We start from the raw sequence: 18,343 nt of genomic DNA, 5'->3' as shown, positions 1-18,343 counted from the left end.
CGACGCAGGAGGGGCGTCAGCGGTTGCGTCCTCGGTCCTCAGAGGGCCCGGGCCGGTTCCTCCTCGCCGATGAAGGCCTTCCAGAGCGTCGCGTAGCGACCGCCCCGGGCCAGGAGTTCGTCGTGGGTGCCGTCCTCCGCGACCCGGCCGTGGGCCATGAGGATCACGCGGTCCGCGCGCGCCGCCGTCGTCAGGCGGTGGGCGACGACCAGGGTCGTACGGCGGCCGGCGAGGCGGTCCGTGGCCTGGTTGACCTGGGCCTCGGTGGCCAGGTCCAGCGCGGCGGTGGCCTCGTCGAGGAGGAGGACGTCCGGGTCGACGAGCTCGGCGCGGGCCAGGGCGATCAGCTGGCGCTGGCCCGCGGAGAGGTTGCGGCCGCGCTCGGCGACCTCGTGGAGGTAGCCGCCGTCCAGGGTCGCGATCATGTCGTGCGCGCCGACCGCGCGGGCCGCCGCCTCGACCTCGGCATCGGTCGCCTCGGGGCGGCCGTACGCGATGGCGTCGCGGACCGTCCCCGCGAAGAGGTACGCCTCCTGCGGGACGACGCCGAGCCGGTGGCGGTACGAGGTGAGGTCCAGGTCCCTGAGGTCGGTGCCGTCGGCCGTGACTCGGCCGGAGGTGGGGTCGTAGAAGCGGGCGACGAGCTTCACCAGGGTGGACTTGCCGGCGCCCGTCTCGCCTACGAAGGCGACCGTCTGGCCTGCCGGGATCCGTAGGTCGATGGCCTTCAGAGCCTCCTCCTCGTCGCCGTACGCGAACGAGACGGCCTCGAAGGCGATCTCGCCGCGCAGGGAGAGGACTTCGCGGGGTTCGGGCGCCTCGGCCGTCGACGTCGGCTCCTGGAGCAACTCCTGCATGCGCTTCAGGGAGACGGTGGCCTGCTGGTAGCCGTCGAAGACCTGGGAGAGCTGCTGGACCGGGGCGAAGAAGAGGTCGATGTAGAGCAGGTACGCGACCAGAGCGCCGGTGGTGAGGGTGCCGGCTTCGATGCGGTTCGCGCCTACGATCATCACCGCTGCTGCCGCCACCGAGGACAGCAGCGTGACGAACGGGAAGTAGATGGAGATCAGCCACTGGCCTCGGACGCGGGCCTCGCGGTAGTCGTCACTGCGGGCCGTGAAGTGGGCGACGCCGGAGCGCTCGCGGCGGAAGGCCTGGACGATGCGGAGGCCGGAGACCGACTCCTGGAGGTCGGCGTTGACGACGCTGATCCGCTCGCGCGCCAGCTCGTACGCCTTCACGCTGGAACGGCGGAAGAAGTACGTGGCGACGGCGAGGACCGGGAGCGTCGCGAAGACGACCAGGGCGAGCTGGAGGTCGAGGACGAGCAGCGCGCCCATGATCCCGAAGAATGTCGTTACGGAGACGAACGCGGTGACGAGCCCGGTCTGGAGGAAGGTGGACAGGGCGTCCACGTCCGTCGTCATCCGGGTCATGATCCGGCCGGTCAGCTCGCGCTCGTAGTAGTCGAGGCCGAGCCGCTGGAGCTGGGCGAAGATCTTCAGGCGCAGGGCGTAGAGGACGCGTTCGCCGGTGCGGCCGGTCATCTTGATCTCGGCGGTCTGGGCGAACCACTGCACGACGACGGTCAGCAGGGCGAGCGCCGAGGCGGCCCAGACGGCGCCCATGGCGAGCTTGTTCACGCCGTCGTCGATGCCGTGCCGGATCAGGACCGGCAGCAGCAGGCCCATGCCGGCGTCGACGGCGACGAGGCCCAGGCTGATGAGGAGCGGAGTGCGGAAGCCGCGCAGCAGGCGGCGGAGGCCGTACGAGTCCTCGGGGGTGACCGCGCGGGCCTCGTCGATGTCAGGGGTGTCGGTGGCGGGCGGCAGCGCCTCGACGGCGGCGAGGAGTTCGGGGGTGGCCCCAGGAGCCTGGGACTCCTCGGTCGGGGTCTCCTCCCGTACCCAGAGGGTGGGGGTGATGCCCCGCTCGGCGTCGAACTCGGCGTCGAGCTCGGCGCGCAGGGTGCGCTCCTCGGGCAGCTCCACGGGGACGGTGTGGCCGGGCGAGACGCCGCCGAGTTCGTCGGGGTCGGTGAGGAGCCGTCGGTAGAGGGCGGAGCGCTCCTCCAGCTCCTCGTGGGTGCCGATGTCGGAGAGCTTGCCGTCGTCGAGGACGGCGATCCGGTCGGCGAGGCCGAGAGTGGAGCGGCGGTGGGCGATGAGGAGGGTGGTGCGGCCGGCCATCACGGAGGCGAGGGCCTCGTGGATCTCGTGCTCCACGCGCGCGTCGACGGCGGAGGTGGCGTCGTCGAGGAGGAGGAGCCGGGGGTCGGTGAGGATCGCGCGGGCGAGCGCGACGCGCTGGCGCTGGCCGCCGGAGAGGGTGAGGCCGTGCTCGCCGACCTTGGCGTCGTAGCCGTCGGGAAGCTCGGCGATGAAACGGTCCGCCTGGGCGGCGCGGGCGGCGGTCTCGATCTGCTCCTGGGTGGCGTCCGGGTGGCCGTACGCGATGTTGGCGCGGACGGTGTCGGAGAACAGGAAGCTGTCCTCGGGGACGAGCCCGATGGCGGCGCGCAGGGAGTCCTGGGTCAGCTCGCGGACGTCGTGGCCGCCGACGAGGACGGCGCCGTGATCGACGTCGTAGAAGCGGGGCAGGAGGAGGGAGACGGTGGACTTGCCGCTGCCGGAGGCGCCGACGACGGCGACGGTCTCGCCCGCGCGGATCTCCAGGGAGAAGCCGTCGAGGACGGGCCGGCCGTCCTGGTAGGCGAAGGAGACGTCGTCGAACTCGACCGTCGCCTCGGCGTCCGCCGGCAGCTCCTTCGTACCGTCCTCGATGACGGGCTCGGTGTCGATGAGCTCCAGGACGCGGTCGACGCCGGCGCGGGCCTGCTGGGCGACGGTCAGGACCATGGCGAGCATGCGGACGGGGCCGACGAGGGAGGCGAGGTAGGCGGAGAAGGCGACGAACGTGCCGAGGGTGATCTCGCCGCGGGTGGCGAGCCAGCCGCCGAGGGCGAGGACGGCGACCTGGCCGAGGGCGGGCACGGACTGGAGGGCGGGGGTGTAGCGGGCGTTCAGCCGGATGGTGCGCAGGCGTCCGGCGAAGAGCTTGCGGCTGGCCTCGCGGATCTTGCCGGTCTCCTGGTCCTCCTGCCCGAAGCCCTTGACGACGCGGACGCCGGTCACGGAGCCGTCGACGACCCCGGCGACGGTGGCGGCCTGCGCCTGGGCGTACCAGGTGGCGGGGTGGAGGCGGGAGCGGCTGCGCTTGGCGATGAACCAGAGGGCGGGGGCGACGGCGAGGGCGACGAGGGTGAGGGGGAGGGAGAGCCAGGCCATGACGGCCAGCGAGATCAGGAAGAGCAGGATGTTCCCGATCGTCATCGGGAGCATGAAGAGCAGGCCCTGGATGAGCTGGAGGTCGCTGGTGGCGCGCCCGACGACCTGCCCGGTGGACAGCTCGTCCTGCCGCCGGCCGTCGAGCCGGGTGATGGTCCCGTACATCTCGGTACGGAGGTCGTGCTGGACGTCGAGGGCGAGCCGGCCGCCGTAGTAGCGCCGCACGTAGGTGAGGACGTAGACGACGAGGGCGGCGCCGATGAGGAGGCCGGTCCAGACGGTGAGGGACCTGGTCTTCGCGCCGATGACGTCGTCGATGATCACCTTGGTGATGAGCGGCACGAGCGCGAGGACGGCCATCCCGGCGAGGGACGACCCGAGGGCGAGCACGACGTTGGCCCTGTACCGCCAGGCATACCCGGCGAGCCTGCGCGCCCACCCCTGCTCTTTTCGCCCCGCCGCGGCCACGTGGTGCCTCCCGTTCGTCCTGCTCTACCGGAAGGCTCCAACGCGGGTGAGGTGCGATTTCATCCCGCCGCAACAAACTGCACGGCAGGACCGGTCCCTGGTCCTAGGACCGGGGACACCGGTTTCTGGGGCCAGGGGCCGGTCCTGGGGCGCCTCAGAGGTGCGTCGGTTCGAACATGTGGAGGAGGGCCGGCAGGACCACCACCGATGGGCCCGGGGTCGCGAGGGACTTCGCGAGGTCGGACGTCAGGGACTCCGGGGTCGTGCGGAGGGCCGGGACGCCGAAGGACTCCGCGAGGGCCACGAAGTCCGGGCGGGTCAGTTCGGTGGCCGTGGCCTCGCCGAAGGTGTCCGTCATGTACTCGCGCAGGATGCCGTAGCCCCCGTCGTCGACGATCAGCCACGTGACGTTCGAGCCGTACTGCTTCGCCGTCGCCAGCTCCGCGATCGAGTACATCGCGCCGCCGTCGCCCGAGACCGCGAGGACCGGGCGGGTCGGGTCGGCCGCCGCCGCGCCGAGGGCGGCGGGGAAGCCGTAGCCGAGGCCGCCGGCGCCCTGCGCCGAGTGCATCGTGTTCGGGTGGCGCGCGTCGAAGGCCGACCACGCCCAGTACGCCAGGATCGTCATGTCCCAGAAGCTGGGCGAGTCGTCCGGCAGCGCCTCCCGCACCGAGGCCACGATCCGCTGCTCCAGGCCGAGGTCCTGCGCCGCGATCCGGTCCCTGACCTTCGTCAGGACCGCCCGCACACGGTCCGGGGCCGTCGCGTCCGTACGCTCCTCCACCGTCTCCAGGAGCGCCTGGAGCGCGAGGCGCGCGTCCGCGTGGATGCCGAGCGCCGGGTGGTTGGACTCCAGCTTCCCCGCGTCCGCCTCGATCTGGATCACCCGGCCGCGCGGCGCGAACGTGTGGTAGTTCGACGACAGCTCACCGAGCCCCGAGCCGACGACGAGGACGACGTCCGCGTCCTCCAGGAACTCGGTGGTGTGCCGGTCCTCCAGCCAGGACTGCAGCGACAGCGGGTGCTCCCACGGGAACGCGCCCTTGCCGCCGAAGGTGGTGACCACGGGCGCGTCGATCCGCTCGGCCAGTGCACGGAGCTTGCCCGACGCGTCGGAGCGCACGACCCCGCCGCCCGCGATGATCGCGGGCCGCTCGGCGTTGGCCAGGAGGTGCGCCGCGACCGCCGTCAGCTCGGGGCGCGGGACGACCTCCTCGGGCGTCGCGTCCATCGCCGTGACGACCGGCAGGCTCGTCTCCGCGAGCAGCACGTCCTGCGGGATCTCCACCCAGACCGGGCCGTGCGGGGCGGTCAGCGCCGACTCCCAGGCCGCCGCGATCGCGGACGGGATCTGGGACTGCGTACGGACCGTGTGCACGGACTTCACGATGTCCCGGAAGGACGCCTGCTGGTCGCGCAGCTCGTGCAGGTACCCGTGCCGCCCGCCGCCGAGCCCCGCCGCCGGGACCTGGCTGCCGATCGCGAGGACGGGCGCGGAGGCGGCCGCAGCCTCCTGGAGCGCGGCCAGGGACATCAGCGCGCCGGGGCCGGTGGAGAGCAGCAGCGGGGCCGCCTCGCCGGTCATCCGGCCGTACGCGTCCGCCGCGAAGCCCGCGTTGTTCTCGACGCGCAGCCCGACGTACGTGAGCGAGGAGCGGCGCAGCGCGTCGAACATGCCGAGCGCGTGCTGGCCGGGGAGCCCGAAGACGGTGGTCGCGCCGAGACCGGTGAGGGTCTCGACGACGAGGTCACCGCCGTTGCGTCCGGCGGGCGGGTTGAGCGCGGCCTCCGTCTGTGCGGCGGTGGGGCGCAGGACGAGGTCGTGGTCGTGGGTCATGAGGTCCCTCTGGGCGTGGCTCGGTGGTCGGGTGCGGCCCGGTGGGTGGTGTGGCCACCCACCGGTTCCACCCCAGCGGAACGAGTGGGCGGCCCACACCACCAGGGGGCTACTTCGCGCGGCTCGCCGCGATCTGGCGGGACATGATCGTCGTCAGCTCGTACGCCGTGTGCGAGGCCGCGACCGCCGTGATCTCCGCGTGGTCGTAGGCCGGGGCCACCTCCACGACGTCCGCCGACACCAGGTTGCAGGAGGACAGGCCGCGCAGGATCTCCAGGAGCTCGCGCGAGGTCATGCCGCCCGCCTCCGGGGTGCCGGTGCCGGGGGCGTGCGCCGGGTCGAGGCAGTCGATGTCGATGGAGATGTACAGCGGGCGGTCCCCGATGCGCTGGCGCAGCTGGTCGGCGACCTCGTCGGCGCCGCGGCGGTAGATGTCCGCCGAGGTGACGATGCCGAAGCCCATCTTCTCGTCGTCGGTCAGGTCCTGCTTGCCGTACAGCGGGCCGCGGGTGCCGACGTGCGACAGGGCGGAGGTGTCGAGGATGCCCTCCTCGACGGCGCGGCGGAACGGGGTGCCGTGGGTGTACTCGGCGCCGAAGTACGTGTCCCAGGTGTCGAGGTGCGCGTCGAAGTGGAGCAGCGCGACCGGGCCGTGCTTCTTGGCGACGGAGCGCAGCAGCGGCAGCGCGACGGTGTGGTCGCCGCCGAGGGTCATCATGCGGGCGCCCGTGGCGAGCAGGTCGTCGGCCGCGGCCTCGATCGTCTCGACGGCCTCGTTGATGTTGAACGGGTTGGCCGCGATGTCACCGGCGTCCGCGACCTGCGCCAGGGCGAACGGCGAGGCGTCCTGCGCCGGGTTGTACGGGCGCAGGAGGCGGGAGGCCTCGCGGATGGCGTTGCCGCCGAAGCGGGCGCCGGGGCGGTAGGAGACACCGCTGTCGAAGGGGATGCCGACCACGGCGACGTCGGTGGTGCCGACCTCGTCGAGTCGCGGCAGCCGGGCGAACGTCGCGGGACCGGCGTACCGCGGGATGCGGGACGAGTCGGTCGGGCCGCGGAAGGCGTTCTGGTCGCTGCTGCTCATGGTCGGGTCCTCCAGGGGTGTGTCGGTGGTGTCCGGTCGGGGCCCGAGGGTCGTCTCGGGCCCCGGCCGGGAGTCTGGTGCCGTCAGCCGGTCGTCGGCGCCGGCACGGTCTCCGGCGTCTTCGGGTCGGCTTCGGCGTCCGTTTCGGGGGTGTACTGGCCCGCCAGCCGGGCACGCCAGTGGGCGAGCACGGCGGCGTCCGTCGGGCGGGTCGCCAGGGAAACGATCACATACGCGGCGAGCGAGGCCAACAAACCATAGTAAACAGGCTCATTTGCAAGGATTCCGTAAGTCCACATCAGGCCAATGACGGACAGGCCGCCGACGGTGACCGAGGCCAGCGCGCCCTGGACGGTGCCCCGGCGCCACAGCAGGCCGCCGATGATCGGCACGAGCAGGCCGCCGACCAGCAGGTTGTAGGCGACGGTCAGCGCCTGGACGACGTCGTTGAGCGCGATGGCGATGGCGATCGTGGCGATGCCCATGAGGAGGATGAAGAGACGGTTCCCCTTCACCTCGTCGTGGTCATCGGCGCCGGTACCGACGCCGTCGCCCTTGGACGTCAGCCCGCGCAGCCGCGACCAGATGTCGTTGTTGGCGACGGTGGCGCAGGCGATCAGCGCGCCGGAGGAGGTGGACATCACGGCGGCGAGCGCGGCGGCGAGGACCAGGCCCCGCACACCCATGGGCAGTTCGTCCTTGACGATCGTCGCGAAGGCGTCGTCGGCGCTGGGCAGCTTCGGGTAGAGCACCTTGGCGGCGGTGCCGATGACGGCGCCGGCCAGGGCGTAGACGAGACAGTACGTACCGGCGACCGTGCCGCCCCACTTGGCGACCTTGTCGGTGCGCGCGGTGAACACCCGCTGCCAGATGTCCTGGCCGATGAGCATGCCGAAGGTGTAGATCAGCACGTACGTGAAGATCGTCTCGCCGCCGATGCCGAGCGGCGCGAAGTACTCGGTGGGCAGCTGGGCCTTCATCTCGGCGAAGCCGCCGGCCTTGATGACGGCGATCGGCAGCAGCAGGATCAGCACGCCGATGGTCTTCACCACGAACTGCACCATGTCGGTGAGCGTGATGGACCACATGCCGCCGAGCGTCGAGTACGCGACGACGATGGCGCCGCCCAGGACGATCGCGACCGTACGGGGCAGGTCGAAGAGGACGTCGAAGATCGTGGCGTACGCGATGGTCGAGGTGACCGCGAGCATCAGCGTGTACGCCCACATGACCACGCCCGAGATGACGCCGGCCCTGCCGCCGTAGCGCAGGTCGAGCATCTCGGAGACGGTGTAGACCTTCAGGCGCGCGATCCGCGCGGAGAAGAAGACGGAGAGGGCGAGGAGTCCGAGGCCGATGGTGAAGACCATCCAGGCGCCGGAGAGGCCGTACTTGTAGCCGAGGCCCACACCACCGATCGTCGACGCACCGCCGAGGACGATGGCGGCCATGGTCCCGGAGTACATCCAGGGGCCGAGCCGACGGCCCGCCACCAGGAACTCGCTCTTGGACTTGGCGCGGCGCATGCCCCACCAGCCCATCGCGAGCATGCCGGCCAAATACAGGACGATCACTGTGTAGTCGACGGCCATGGGGCCCTCCCTCGTTCGTTCCGGTGGCGTGTCGTGCGGTGGAGTGACTCCAGTGACTGATCGCGAGGACATCCGCCCGTACCCGCGGCCGCTGGATGGGACGAGGCTAGGTGGCCGGAAAGCGACGCTGAAGCGTAAGTTTCATCCACTGTCATCCCGGTGCAATGTACGAAAGGTCCATAGGTCCAGAGCGATGCCCCCCGCACAGGAACCCACGTCGACACCACCGGCCCCGCCGGTCTCGCTGGCGGCGCTGCTGAGCCGGCAGGACCTCGGGCTGCGGCTCCTGGCGGGCCCGGCCGACGCCGCGATCCACTGGGTGCACACCTCCGAGATGGCCGACCCGTACCCGTACCTGCTCGGCGGCGAGCTGCTGATGACGGCGGGCGTGCAGCTCCCGGACCCGGCGCACTACGTCGAGCGGGTGGTGGCGGCGGGCGCGGCGGCGCTCGGCTTCGGCGTCGCGCCGGTGTACGACACCGTCCCCGCGGCCCTCGTCGCCGCCTGCGAGCTCCACGGGCTGCCGCTGCTCGAAGTGCCCCCGCAGACGCCGTTCACGGCGGTGGCCCGGGCGGTCTGGCGGCTGATGGCGGAGGCCCGCCACCGGGAGCTGCGGCGGGTGACCGAGGCCCAGCAGTCGCTGGCGGCGGCCGCGGCCAGGCCCGCGCCGGTCCCCGCGGTCCTCGGAGCCCTCGCTTCCCGGCTCGGCGGGCGGGCGGTGCTCTACGCGGCGGACGGCACGCCCTACGCGGCGGCGGGGCGGGAGCTGCCGGGCACGGTGTCCCGGGCGCTCATGGAGCTTGCGGGGGTCCTGGGCCCCCGGCCCGGCGGCCCGGCCACGGCGAGCGGCGAGGGCGACGGGCTGCGCCTGGCCGCGTACGCGCTGGGCGGGGGCGACGGACTGACCCTCGGGGTCGCGACGGAGAGCCGGGAGCCCGGGGACCACACCGTCGCGGGCGTCGCGGTCGTCCTGCTCTCGCTGCTCACGGCCCCGCACCGGGGCGCGGACGTCTCGGCCCGCGACGCGGCCCTGGTCCGCCTGCTCCTCGGCGCCGGGGCCGAGGAGGCCGCGCGGACCCTCGGCCCCGGCCCCTGGACGGTCGTCCACGCCCGAGGAGGCGACGGCACCCCCTTCGCGGCCCCGAGCCTGGCGGCCGCACTGGGGACACCGCTGGTGGACGGGGGCGGGACGGGGACGGTGCTCGGGGGCGGGCCCCGGACCGTGCCAGGCGCGGGCGCCCGGGGCACGGACGACGGGGCGGGCACGGGCGACGAGGCAGCCGTGGACGGCGGCACGCGCGGCGAGGCGGGCAGGACCCGGCCGGACGGCACCCCCGTGACCGTCCGCCTCCTGGTGCCCGCCGCCTCGCCCGTCACCGCCCAGCCCGGCTGGACCCTCGGGGTCAGCGCCCCCGTCGAGGCAGGCGACCTGCCCGTCGGCGACGCGCAGGCCGCGCGGGCGCTGCGCCGGGCAGAGGCGAGCCGCACGGACCTCGTTCGCCACCGGCCCGCCGGGTTCGGCGGGCTGATGGACGGCGCGGAGGCCACCGCGTACGCCCGGACCCTGCTCGCCCCCATCGGCGAGCCGCTGACCGAGACGCTGCGCACCTGGCTCTCGCTGCACGGCAACTGGGACCGTACGGCCGTCGCCCTGGACATCCACCGCAACACCGTCCGCCAGCGCATCGCCCGCTGCGCCATGCTCCTGGGCATGGACCTGGACGACGCCGACGTACGGATGGAGCTGTGGTTCGCTCTCGGCCGGGTGTGAGGCCGCCGGGTGTGACCGGTGACCGGGACCGGTGGCCGGTGACCGGGACCGGTGACCGGTGACCGGTGACCGGGACCGGTGGCCGGCCGAGGGGCTACCCGCGGCTCAGGGGTAGAGCTTGTTCACCGCGGTACGCGTGGTGTTCTTGAAGGCCGTCAGCGGGGCGTCCGCCAGGTCCCCCATCTGCCCCCACTGCACATAGGTGACGGCCCGTCCGTCGCGGCCGACGGAGAAGAGGTGGATGTCCGTGTTGCCGATCTCGGGGTTCGCGGTGTCCAGGCTGTAGACGTACGCGCCCTCCTCCACCGCCAGCTTCCCGTGGAACAGGCTGCTCGCGTCCGTCCCCGGGTACTGCTGCTCGATGCGCTCCCCGCAGCCGAGGAGCGCCTGCCGGAGCGCCTCGACGAGCGCGACGGCCTTGGCCTCCGTCGAGGCGACCGTGGTGACCTGGACTCCCCCGGTGTCAAGGTCGGTACGGAAGGTCCGGTGGCGGGTGCCCTGCTCCGGGAACGTGCCCGGGCTGCAGAAGACGCCGGTCTCCGGCAGCCCCCGGGTGACCGGGTCGGCCGTCCACGGCGTGCTGGACGGCGGCATCTGCCCCGGCGACAGGAACGCCGGCTGCCGATTGGCCGCCGCCGCGACGGCGGTACGGGCGTCCGAGGCGGTGGCCGCCGGCGCGGCAACCAGCGCCACGAGGCCGAGCGCGGCGGCGCCGGAGACGGCTATGGCGGAACGGAACGTGACCATGGTGAGCATCCCCCTGAGATGTGCGGGTCGTGAAGACACCGGTCAGCGTCCGGGCGGCCGGGGGGTCGGCGCAACGGTGGCACGCGCGCCTCTCGTGCCGGAACCGTTCCACCCCCGCTGACGTGGGAGTACGTAAAGGGGGGTGGAACGCCGATGGGACGGACACAGGACCCGGCGGTCGACGGGTTCGCCCGAGAGGTACGGGCGCTCAAGGAACGTTCCGGCCGTAGTTACGGCTCCCTGGCGCGACGGCTCAACGTCAGCACCTCCACACTCTTCCGCTACTGCTCCGGCGAGACCGTGCCGGAACGATTCGCCGTGGTCGACGCGCTGGCGCGGCTCTGCGGGGCGACGGAGGAGGAACGGCGCGCGCTCCGACGCCTGTGGACCGCTGCGGACCAGGTCCGCCGCCCACCGACGCCGTCACCGACCCTCACGCCGTCACCGACCCTGGCCCCGACACCGACCCCGGTCCCCACTGCGGCCCCCGCGCCCGAGCCGGACCCCCGGAACCGTCCGACCCGGGCACGCACGCGCGCCGGACTCGCCCCCGCGCTCGCCGCCCTCGCCTCCGTCCTCGCGCTCCTGGGACTCGGCCCGTCGACCGCGCCCGACGGCGCCGCCCCCACCGCGTCCGCCCCCACCGCACCCACACCAGCACCCACGGCCACACCCACGCCCACCGCTCCCCAACCCCCCGCTCCCCCCTTCACCTGGACCGTCGCGTCCCAGGTCTGGCAGTCGGGGTGCGGCCACACCTACCTCGTCGACGCCGGGCCCGACCGCGTGCCCCCGCCCCCGGCCGCGCAGGACGCGGCGCCGTGGGCCGGTGCGCAGGGTGCCGTGCACGGCGGGGACACGCTCGTGCGCGTCTCCCTCCAGGGCAGGTCCCCGACGTCGGCGGTGGTGCTCCAGGCCCTGCACGTGCGGGTCACAGGACGTGCGGAGCCCCTCGGCCGGCCCGCGTACCGGATGGACAACGGCTGCGGCGGCGCGGTCACCCCGCGCCGCTTCGACGTGAACCTCGACGCTCCCCGGCCCGTCGCCCGGTCCGTCGCGGGCTTCGACGCGCTCGCGGGCGATGCCGGCGAGGAGATCCCCGCCGTCTCCCTCCCGTACGCGGTGACGTCCACGGCCCCGGAGGAGCTCCTCGTGAACGCCCGTACGGCCGGCTGTGATTGCCGCTGGTACCTGGAGCTGGAGTGGAGCGGCGAGGGCCGCTCCGGCACGGTCCGGATCGACGACGCCGGCCGGCCGTTCCGCACGAGCGGGATCCAGGGACCGGTGTACGAGTACGACACCCTGGGCCGCCGCTGGATCCCGTCCCCCTGAGCGGACGTGATGTGGGCAACCCTGCGCGCCCAGACCTGGACAGCGCAGCGAACCGATGGGTAACTTGACTGAGCAAGCGCTTAGACTTATGTCCAGGACTCCGAAGGAGGCGGCTCGTGCGCCGTACCGTATTCAACGAGGACCACGAGGCGTTCCGGGAGACCATCCGCGCCTTCATCGAGGCCGAGGTCGTCCCCGTCTACGACGAGTGGTTCGCCGCGGGGCAGGCGCCGCGCGAGTTCTACGACAAGCTCGGCGAGCTGGGCATCTTCGGCATCAACGTCCCCGAGGAGTTCGGCGGCGCGGGCCTGGACACCCACAAGTTCGAGGCCGTCCTCTACGAGGAGACCTCGCGCGCGGGCGTGCAGTTCGGCGGTTCCGGCGTGCACGTGCTGCTCGCCCTGCCGTACATCAAGATGCTCGCCACCGACGAGCAGAAGAAGCGCTACCTCTCGAAGTTCGTCACCGGCGAGGAGATGTGGGCGCTGGCGATGACCGAGCCGGGCACCGGCTCCGACGTCGCGGGCATGAAGACCACCGCCAAGCTCTCCGAGGACGGCACGCACTACGTCCTCAACGGCGCCAAGACCTTCATCACCGGTGGCGTCCACGCCGACCGCGTGATCGTCTGCGCCCGTACGTCCGCCCCGACGGCCGAGGACCGCCGCCACGGCATCTCCCTCTTCGCCGTGGACACCAAGTCCGAGGGCTACTCCATCGGCCGCAAGCTGGACAAGCTCGGCCTGCGCACCTCCGACACCGCCGAGCTGGCGTTCGTCGACGTGAAGGTGCCGGTCGAGGACCTCCTCGGCGAGGAGAACAAGGGCTTCTACTACCTCGGCCACAACCTGGCCTCCGAGCGCTGGGGCATCGCCTTCGGCGCCTACGCGCAGGCCAAGGCCGCCGTCCGCTTCGCCCAGCAGTACGTCACGGACCGCACGGTCTTCGGCAAGCCGGTCGCGCACTTCCAGAACACCAAGTTCGAGCTGGCCGCCTGCCAGGCCGAGGTGGACGCCGCGGAGGCGGTCGCCGACCGCGCCCTGGAGGCCCTGGACGCGGGCGAGCTGACCCCGGCCGAGGCCGCGAGCGCCAAGCTCTTCTGCACCGAGGTCGCGCACCGCGTGATCGACCGCTGCCTCCAGCTGCACGGCGGCTACGGCTACATGAACGAGTACCCGATCGCGCGCCTGTACGCGGACAACCGCGTCAACCGCATCTACGGCGGCACCAGCGAGATCATGAAGTCGATCATCGCCAAGTCGATGGGTCTGTAAGTGCCCGAGGCTCTGGACGCTCTGCTCGATCTGCTCGACCTCGAGCAGATCGAGCAGAACTTCTTCCGGGGACAGTCCCGTTCCTCCGTCGTCCCCCGCGTCTTCGGTGGCCAGGTGGCCGCCCAGGCGCTGGTGGCGGCGGGCCGGACCGTCCCCGGCGACCGGCTCGCCCACTCCCTGCACGCGTACTTCCTGCGTGCGGGGGACCCGGGCGCGCCGATCGTCTACACCGTGGACCGGATCCGCGACGGCCGGTCCTTCACCACCCGGCGGGTCGTCGCCGTCCAGCACGGGCAGCCGATCTTCCACCTCTCCGCGTCGTTCCAGACGTACGAGGAGGGGCTTGAGCACCAGTACGACATGCCGGCCTCGCCGGACCCGGAGTCCCTGCCGACGGCCGCCGAGATGCTGCCCCGGCACCTCCCTGCGGATGTGGCCGCACGGCTCGTCGAGGCACGGGCGGCGGTGGACCTGCGGTACGTCGACACCCCGCCGTGGGGTTCGGTCGGGGAGCCGCGCGAGCCGCGCTCGCAGGTCTGGTTCCGGACGAACGGCAAGCTGGCGGACGACCCGCTGCTGCACGTCTGCCTGGCGACGTACGTCTCCGACATGACGCTGCTCGACTCGGTGCTGCTCGCCCACGGGCGGGGCGGCTGGGCGGTCGGGGACGTCGTCGGGGCCTCGCTCGACCACGCGATGTGGTTCCACCGGCCGTTCCGGGCCGACGAATGGCTGCTGTACGACCAGGAGTCGCCGTCCGCCTCGGGCGGGCGCGGACTCGGCCAGGCCCGGATCTACACGCAGGACGGGCAGCTGGCGATCTCCGTCATCCAGGAGGGTGTCGTTCGCGTTCCGCGCCGATGATCGGACATACCGTCCGAACATGCCCCGGAACGACGACTCGCAGAACGGCGAGAGCACCTTCACGGTGATCGTGGCGGCGGTGGCGAACCTCGGGATCGCCGCCGCCAAGGCCGTCGCGGGCGTCGTCAGCGGATCGAGCGCGATGCTCTCCGAGGCGGCCCACTCGGTCGCCGACACGGTCACCGAGGTCATGCTGCTCACCGCGCTCAAGCGGAGCGAGAAGCCGGCCGACGAGGACCATCCGCTCGGCTACGCGGGCGAGCGCTACGTCTGGGCGATGCTCGCCGCCGTCGCCACCTTCGTCGGCGGCGCGGTCTTCTCGATCTACGACGGCATCCACACCCTCGTCCAGGGCGAGGAGGTCGGCGACCCGCTCCTCTCGTACATCGTGCTCGGCGTCGCCTTCGTCCTGGAGGGCTTCTCCCTGCGGACGGCGGTCCGTCAGGTCAAGGGCGAGGCGGAGCGGATGAAGGCGCCCTTCGGCCGCTATCTGCGGCGCACCCCCGACACCACGGTCAAGGCCGTGGTGCTCGAGGACTCGGCGGCCCTCGCCGGTCTGCTGCTGGCGGCGGGCGGCCTGCTCGGCGTCGAGCTCACCGGCGACAGCGTCTGGGACGGCATCGCCTCGCTCCTCATCGGCGCCCTGCTCGTGTACGTGGCCTGGGTGCTCGGCCGCTCGAACGCGGAGCTGCTGATCGGCCGCCCGGTGCCGAGGCGGATGCGGGAGGAGATCCGCGAGGAGCTGCTGTCGGTCCCGCACATCATCGACGTACTGGAGCTGACGACGCTGATCCAGGGCCCGGCGGAGGTCATGATCGCGGCGAAGGTCGACTTCCGGGACGTGTCCTCGGCCGAGCAGGTCGAGTGGGCCTGCGAGGAGGCCGAAGAGCAGCTGCGGGAGCGCTTTCCGGCCGTCCGCCGGGTGTACCTCGACCCGACACCGGGCCTGGGGCGGCGTCAGAGCAGGCCGGACGCGTCGAGCAGGTAGTCGGTGAGCGGCTCGTAGGAGCGGGGGTCGATGACGTGGTCGTCCAGGGGGATCGTGACCTGCATCGTGCCCTCGGCCTCGCCGATGAAGAGGGCGGGGTCGTTGCAGTCGGCGTAGCCGACGGAGTCGATCCCGCGCTGACCGGCCCGGCCCGCCCAGCCGTGGTCGGCGACGACGAGGTCGGGCCGGGGCTCGCCCAGGGCCTCCAGGCCGTCCAGGATCGCGTTCATGGGCTCCGGCGAATGGGTGTGCCAGAGGGTCGCGCCCCGCTCGAAGACGGCCACGTCCGCGAACTGCACGACGTACCCCTCGTCGGCGGTGAGCCCGCCGGGGATCCGTACGATGTCACAGCCCTGGGCCCGCAGCGCGGCGGCGACGCGGCTGTGGGCGTCGATCAGCGCGCCCGGGTGGCCGGTCGCGAAGAGCACCCGCTGCTTGCCCGCGGCGGCCTTGCGCAGCCGGGCGGCGGCCCGGTCGAGGGCGTCGACGGTCAGCTCGGGGTCGATGGTGTCCTGCCCGGCGCGGTGGGCGGGGTCGTCGTTCACCCCGCACCGCTCGGCCATCACGGCGAGCACGTCCTGCTCGTCGGTCCACCGGTCGCCGAGCTCCAGGCCGAGCCAGTAGTGCCGGTCGCCGTTGGCGAGCTTGCGGTAGTGGGAGAGGTTGTTGTCGCGCGGGGTCGCGACGTCTCCCGCGATCCGGGTCCGTACGAGGTGCTCGACGAGGGCGGGGCGACTGAGTATCGGCATGGTGCTCATTCTGCCGGGCCTCCGGGGCGGCGGCCGCCCGTTTTCACCCCGTGGACGGGCGGCTACCCGTGGGCGAGAGCGCCGAACGCCCCGTGGGCGAGGCGCCGCAGCAGTTCCTCCATGGACTCGCGGCCGAGGGCGGCGAGGTGGGGCGTGGAGTTCAGCAGCCCGAAGACGGCGTGGACGGCGGCCCGCGCCTCGCCCTCGGAGGCCGCCGGGTACAGCTCCCGTACGACCGCCACCCACAGCTCCACGTACTGCCGCTGCAGCTGCCGCACGCGCTTGCGGTCCTCGTCCTTGAGCCGGTCCAGCTCCCGGTCGTGGAGGGTGATCAGCGGCCGGTCGTCGAGCGCGAAGTCGATGTGCCCGTCGATGAGCGCGCCGAGCAGCGCCCGCGGGTCGCCGGCGGCGTCGCCGACCCGCAGCCGGCCGCCGTCCAGGAGGCGTTCGCTGATCCCGACGAGCAGCTCCGCGAGCATCGCGTCCTTGCCGGGGAAGTGGCGGTAGAGCCCGGGGCCGCTGATGCCGACCGCGGCTCCTATCTCGTCGACACCCACGCCGTGGAAGCCGCGCTCGGCGAAGAGGCGAGCGGCCTCCTTGAGGATCTGCTCGCGTCGCGTGGGGGCGTCGGTCCTGGCGGTGGTGGTCATGGAATCGATTCTAGACAATGCGGTTAGCGGTCGTTAACCTGAAGGACATACGTTAACGCTCATTAACCGAGCAAGGGAGCTCGAGAGATGCAGCAGGCACCTGTGCTGGCGAGCGCGGCGGACCCCGCGTCGCCGGCCTGGCAGGCCAATGAGGCGGCTCACCACGAGCTCTCGGCCACTCTGCGCGCCAAGCTGGCCGCGGCCGCCCTCGGCGGCGGCGAGAAGGCCCGCGCCCGGCACACCGCGCGCGGCAAGCTGCTGCCCCGCGACCGGGTGGACACGCTCCTGGACCCGGGCTCCCCGTTCCTGGAGCTGGCCCCGCTCGCCGCGAACGGGATGTACGGGGACGCGGCACCGGCCGCCGGCGTCATCGCGGGCATCGGCCGGGTCTCCGGCCGGGAGTGCGTGATCGTCGCCAACGACGCGACCGTCAAGGGCGGCACGTACTACCCGATGACGGTGAAGAAGCACCTGCGGGCCCAGGAAGTGGCGCTGGAGAATCGTCTCCCCTGCCTCTACCTCGTGGACTCGGGCGGCGCGTTCCTGCCCCTGCAGGACGAGGTCTTCCCTGACCGGGAGCACTTCGGCCGGATCTTCTACAACCAGGCCCGGATGTCCGGCGCCGGCATCCCGCAGATCGCCGCCGTCCTCGGCTCCTGCACGGCCGGCGGCGCGTACGTCCCGGCGATGAGCGACGAGGCCGTGATCGTACGGAACCAGGGCACGATCTTCCTCGGCGGACCGCCGCTGGTGAAGGCGGCGACCGGCGAGGTCGTCACGGCGGAGGAGCTGGGCGGCGGCGAGGTCCACTCCCGTACGTCCGGAGTCACCGACCACCTCGCCGAGGACGACGCGCACGCGCTGCGCATCGTCCGCAACATCGTCGCCACGCTCCCCGCGCGCGGCGCTCTCCCCTGGTCGGTGGAGCCGGTCGAGGAGCCGAAGGTCGACCCGGCGGGGCTCTACGGCGCGGTGCCGGTGGACTCCCGTACCCCCTACGACGTCCGCGAGGTCATCGCGCGGATCGTGGACGCCTCGCGCTTCCAGGAGTTCAAGGCCGAGTACGGGCAGACGCTGGTCACCGGCTTCGCCCGGATCCACGGCCACCCGGTCGGGATCGTCGCCAACAACGGCATCCTCTTCTCCGAGTCCGCCCAGAAGGGCGCGCACTTCATCGAGCTGTGCGACCAGCGCGGCATCCCGCTGCTGTTCCTGCAGAACATCTCGGGCTTCATGGTCGGCAAGGACTACGAAGCGGGCGGCATCGCCAAGCACGGCGCGAAGATGGTCACGGCGGTGGCCACCACGCGCGTGCCGAAGCTGACGGTGGTCGTCGGCGGCTCGTACGGCGCGGGCAACTACTCGATGTGCGGCCGGGCGTATTCCCCGCGCTTCCTGTGGATGTGGCCCAACGCCAAGATCTCCGTCATGGGCGGCGAGCAGGCGGCGTCCGTCCTCGCGACCGTCAAGCGGGACCAGCTCGGCGACGAGTGGAGCGCGGAGGACGAGGAGGCCTTCAAGGCCCCGATCCGCGCGCAGTACGAGACCCAGGGCAACGCCTACTACGCGTCGGCGCGGCTCTGGGACGACGGGGTCATCGACCCGATGGAGACCCGCCAGGTGGTGGGCCTCGCCCTGACGGCCTGTGCCAACGCGCCCCTGGGTGACCCCCAGTTCGGCGTCTTCCGGATGTGAGGGAG

Annotated in this window: 13 protein-coding genes; 6 read left to right on the top strand and 7 right to left on the bottom strand. The window is 72.5% G+C overall.

The features are described 5' to 3' along the window. Positions 1-38: 38 nt before the first annotated feature. From ACGFYP_RS18160 to ACGFYP_RS18145, 4 genes are all read right to left on the bottom strand, one after another. Complete coding sequence (locus ACGFYP_RS18160) at positions 39-3,755, bottom strand: ABC transporter ATP-binding protein (protein ID WP_393493981.1); 3,717 nt, start codon at positions 3,753-3,755, stop codon at positions 39-41. A gap of 154 nt (positions 3,756-3,909) precedes the next feature. Continuing rightward, positions 3,910-5,592 carry a thiamine pyrophosphate-binding protein gene (locus tag ACGFYP_RS18155; protein WP_393493978.1) on the bottom strand — a complete coding sequence of 561 codons (1,683 nt, stop codon included), beginning with the start codon at positions 5,590-5,592 and terminating at the stop codon, positions 3,910-3,912. A 109-nt stretch (positions 5,593-5,701) separates the two neighbouring features. Continuing rightward, complete coding sequence (gene speB / locus ACGFYP_RS18150; RefSeq protein ID WP_315892121.1) at positions 5,702-6,676, bottom strand: agmatinase; 975 nt, start codon at positions 6,674-6,676, stop codon at positions 5,702-5,704. An 83-nt stretch (positions 6,677-6,759) separates the two neighbouring features. Then, complete coding sequence (locus ACGFYP_RS18145; protein WP_393493974.1) at positions 6,760-8,268, bottom strand: sodium:solute symporter; 1,509 nt, start codon at positions 8,266-8,268, stop codon at positions 6,760-6,762. A 193-nt stretch (positions 8,269-8,461) separates the two neighbouring features. Here ACGFYP_RS18145 and ACGFYP_RS18140 point away from each other — a divergent pair, with 193 nt between their 5' ends. Beyond that, a complete protein-coding gene (locus tag ACGFYP_RS18140; RefSeq protein WP_393493971.1) occupies positions 8,462-10,039 on the top strand; it encodes a PucR family transcriptional regulator ligand-binding domain-containing protein in 1,578 nt (525 codons plus the stop codon). A gap of 105 nt (positions 10,040-10,144) precedes the next feature. Here the strand turns inward: ACGFYP_RS18140 and ACGFYP_RS18135 are convergent, their stop codons facing one another. Further along, complete coding sequence (locus ACGFYP_RS18135; RefSeq protein WP_393493968.1) at positions 10,145-10,786, bottom strand: hypothetical protein; 642 nt, start codon at positions 10,784-10,786, stop codon at positions 10,145-10,147. 153 nt (positions 10,787-10,939) lie between these two features. Between ACGFYP_RS18135 and ACGFYP_RS18130 the strand changes: the two genes are divergently transcribed. From ACGFYP_RS18130 to ACGFYP_RS18115, 4 genes are all read left to right on the top strand, one after another. Further along, positions 10,940-12,118 carry a helix-turn-helix domain-containing protein gene (locus ACGFYP_RS18130; RefSeq protein WP_393493965.1) on the top strand — a complete coding sequence of 393 codons (1,179 nt, stop codon included), beginning with the start codon at positions 10,940-10,942 and terminating at the stop codon, positions 12,116-12,118. A gap of 116 nt (positions 12,119-12,234) precedes the next feature. Beyond that, entirely contained in the window at positions 12,235-13,392 is a 1,158-nt protein-coding gene (locus ACGFYP_RS18125) for an acyl-CoA dehydrogenase family protein (RefSeq protein WP_361969320.1), read from the top strand. Next, the gene (gene tesB, locus ACGFYP_RS18120; RefSeq protein ID WP_393493961.1) at positions 13,393-14,256 is read left to right on the top strand and encodes an acyl-CoA thioesterase II; all 864 of its coding nucleotides are present in this window, start codon (positions 13,393-13,395) and stop codon (positions 14,254-14,256) included. Between the two features lie 19 nt (positions 14,257-14,275). Further along, entirely contained in the window at positions 14,276-15,244 is a 969-nt protein-coding gene (locus ACGFYP_RS18115) for a cation diffusion facilitator family transporter (protein WP_393493958.1), read from the top strand. On the opposite strand, the gene ACGFYP_RS18110 is transcribed toward ACGFYP_RS18115, so the two are convergent. Then, positions 15,214-15,993, bottom strand: coding sequence for a phosphatase (locus tag ACGFYP_RS18110; RefSeq protein WP_361969311.1), 780 nt, complete (start codon positions 15,991-15,993; stop codon positions 15,214-15,216). The two genes, ACGFYP_RS18115 and ACGFYP_RS18110, sit on opposite strands and share 31 nt — an antisense overlap. A gap of 62 nt (positions 15,994-16,055) precedes the next feature. After that, complete coding sequence (locus ACGFYP_RS18105) at positions 16,056-16,643, bottom strand: TetR/AcrR family transcriptional regulator (protein ID WP_361969308.1); 588 nt, start codon at positions 16,641-16,643, stop codon at positions 16,056-16,058. 87 nt (positions 16,644-16,730) lie between these two features. Between ACGFYP_RS18105 and ACGFYP_RS18100 the strand changes: the two genes are divergently transcribed. Then, the gene (locus ACGFYP_RS18100) at positions 16,731-18,338 is read left to right on the top strand and encodes a carboxyl transferase domain-containing protein (RefSeq protein ID WP_361969305.1); all 1,608 of its coding nucleotides are present in this window, start codon (positions 16,731-16,733) and stop codon (positions 18,336-18,338) included. Positions 18,339-18,343: the final 5 nt, after the last annotated feature.

This window comes from Streptomyces sp. NPDC048370 (genome assembly GCF_043200825.1).
Classification (GTDB): domain Bacteria; phylum Actinomycetota; class Actinomycetes; order Streptomycetales; family Streptomycetaceae; genus Streptomyces.
The sequence above is the reverse complement of the archived record's forward strand: the minus strand, read 5'-3'. Positions and strand labels throughout refer to the sequence as shown.

Coding starts and splice junctions, on each gene's coding strand:
- ACGFYP_RS18145 (WP_393493974.1), bottom strand. CDS start 8,268: ATGGCCGTCGACTACACAGTGATCGTCCTGTATTTGGCCGGCATGCTC.
- ACGFYP_RS18100 (WP_361969305.1), top strand. CDS start 16,731: ATGCAGCAGGCACCTGTGCTGGCGAGCGCGGCGGACCCCGCGTCGCCG.
- ACGFYP_RS18115 (WP_393493958.1), top strand. CDS start 14,276: ATGCCCCGGAACGACGACTCGCAGAACGGCGAGAGCACCTTCACGGTG.
- ACGFYP_RS18155 (WP_393493978.1), bottom strand. CDS start 5,592: ATGACCCACGACCACGACCTCGTCCTGCGCCCCACCGCCGCACAGACG.
- speB (WP_315892121.1), bottom strand. CDS start 6,676: ATGAGCAGCAGCGACCAGAACGCCTTCCGCGGCCCGACCGACTCGTCC.
- ACGFYP_RS18110 (WP_361969311.1), bottom strand. CDS start 15,993: ATGCCGATACTCAGTCGCCCCGCCCTCGTCGAGCACCTCGTACGGACC.
- ACGFYP_RS18105 (WP_361969308.1), bottom strand. CDS start 16,643: ATGACCACCACCGCCAGGACCGACGCCCCCACGCGACGCGAGCAGATC.
- ACGFYP_RS18135 (WP_393493968.1), bottom strand. CDS start 10,786: ATGGTCACGTTCCGTTCCGCCATAGCCGTCTCCGGCGCCGCCGCGCTC.
- ACGFYP_RS18130 (WP_393493965.1), top strand. CDS start 10,940: ATGGGACGGACACAGGACCCGGCGGTCGACGGGTTCGCCCGAGAGGTA.
- ACGFYP_RS18140 (WP_393493971.1), top strand. CDS start 8,462: ATGCCCCCCGCACAGGAACCCACGTCGACACCACCGGCCCCGCCGGTC.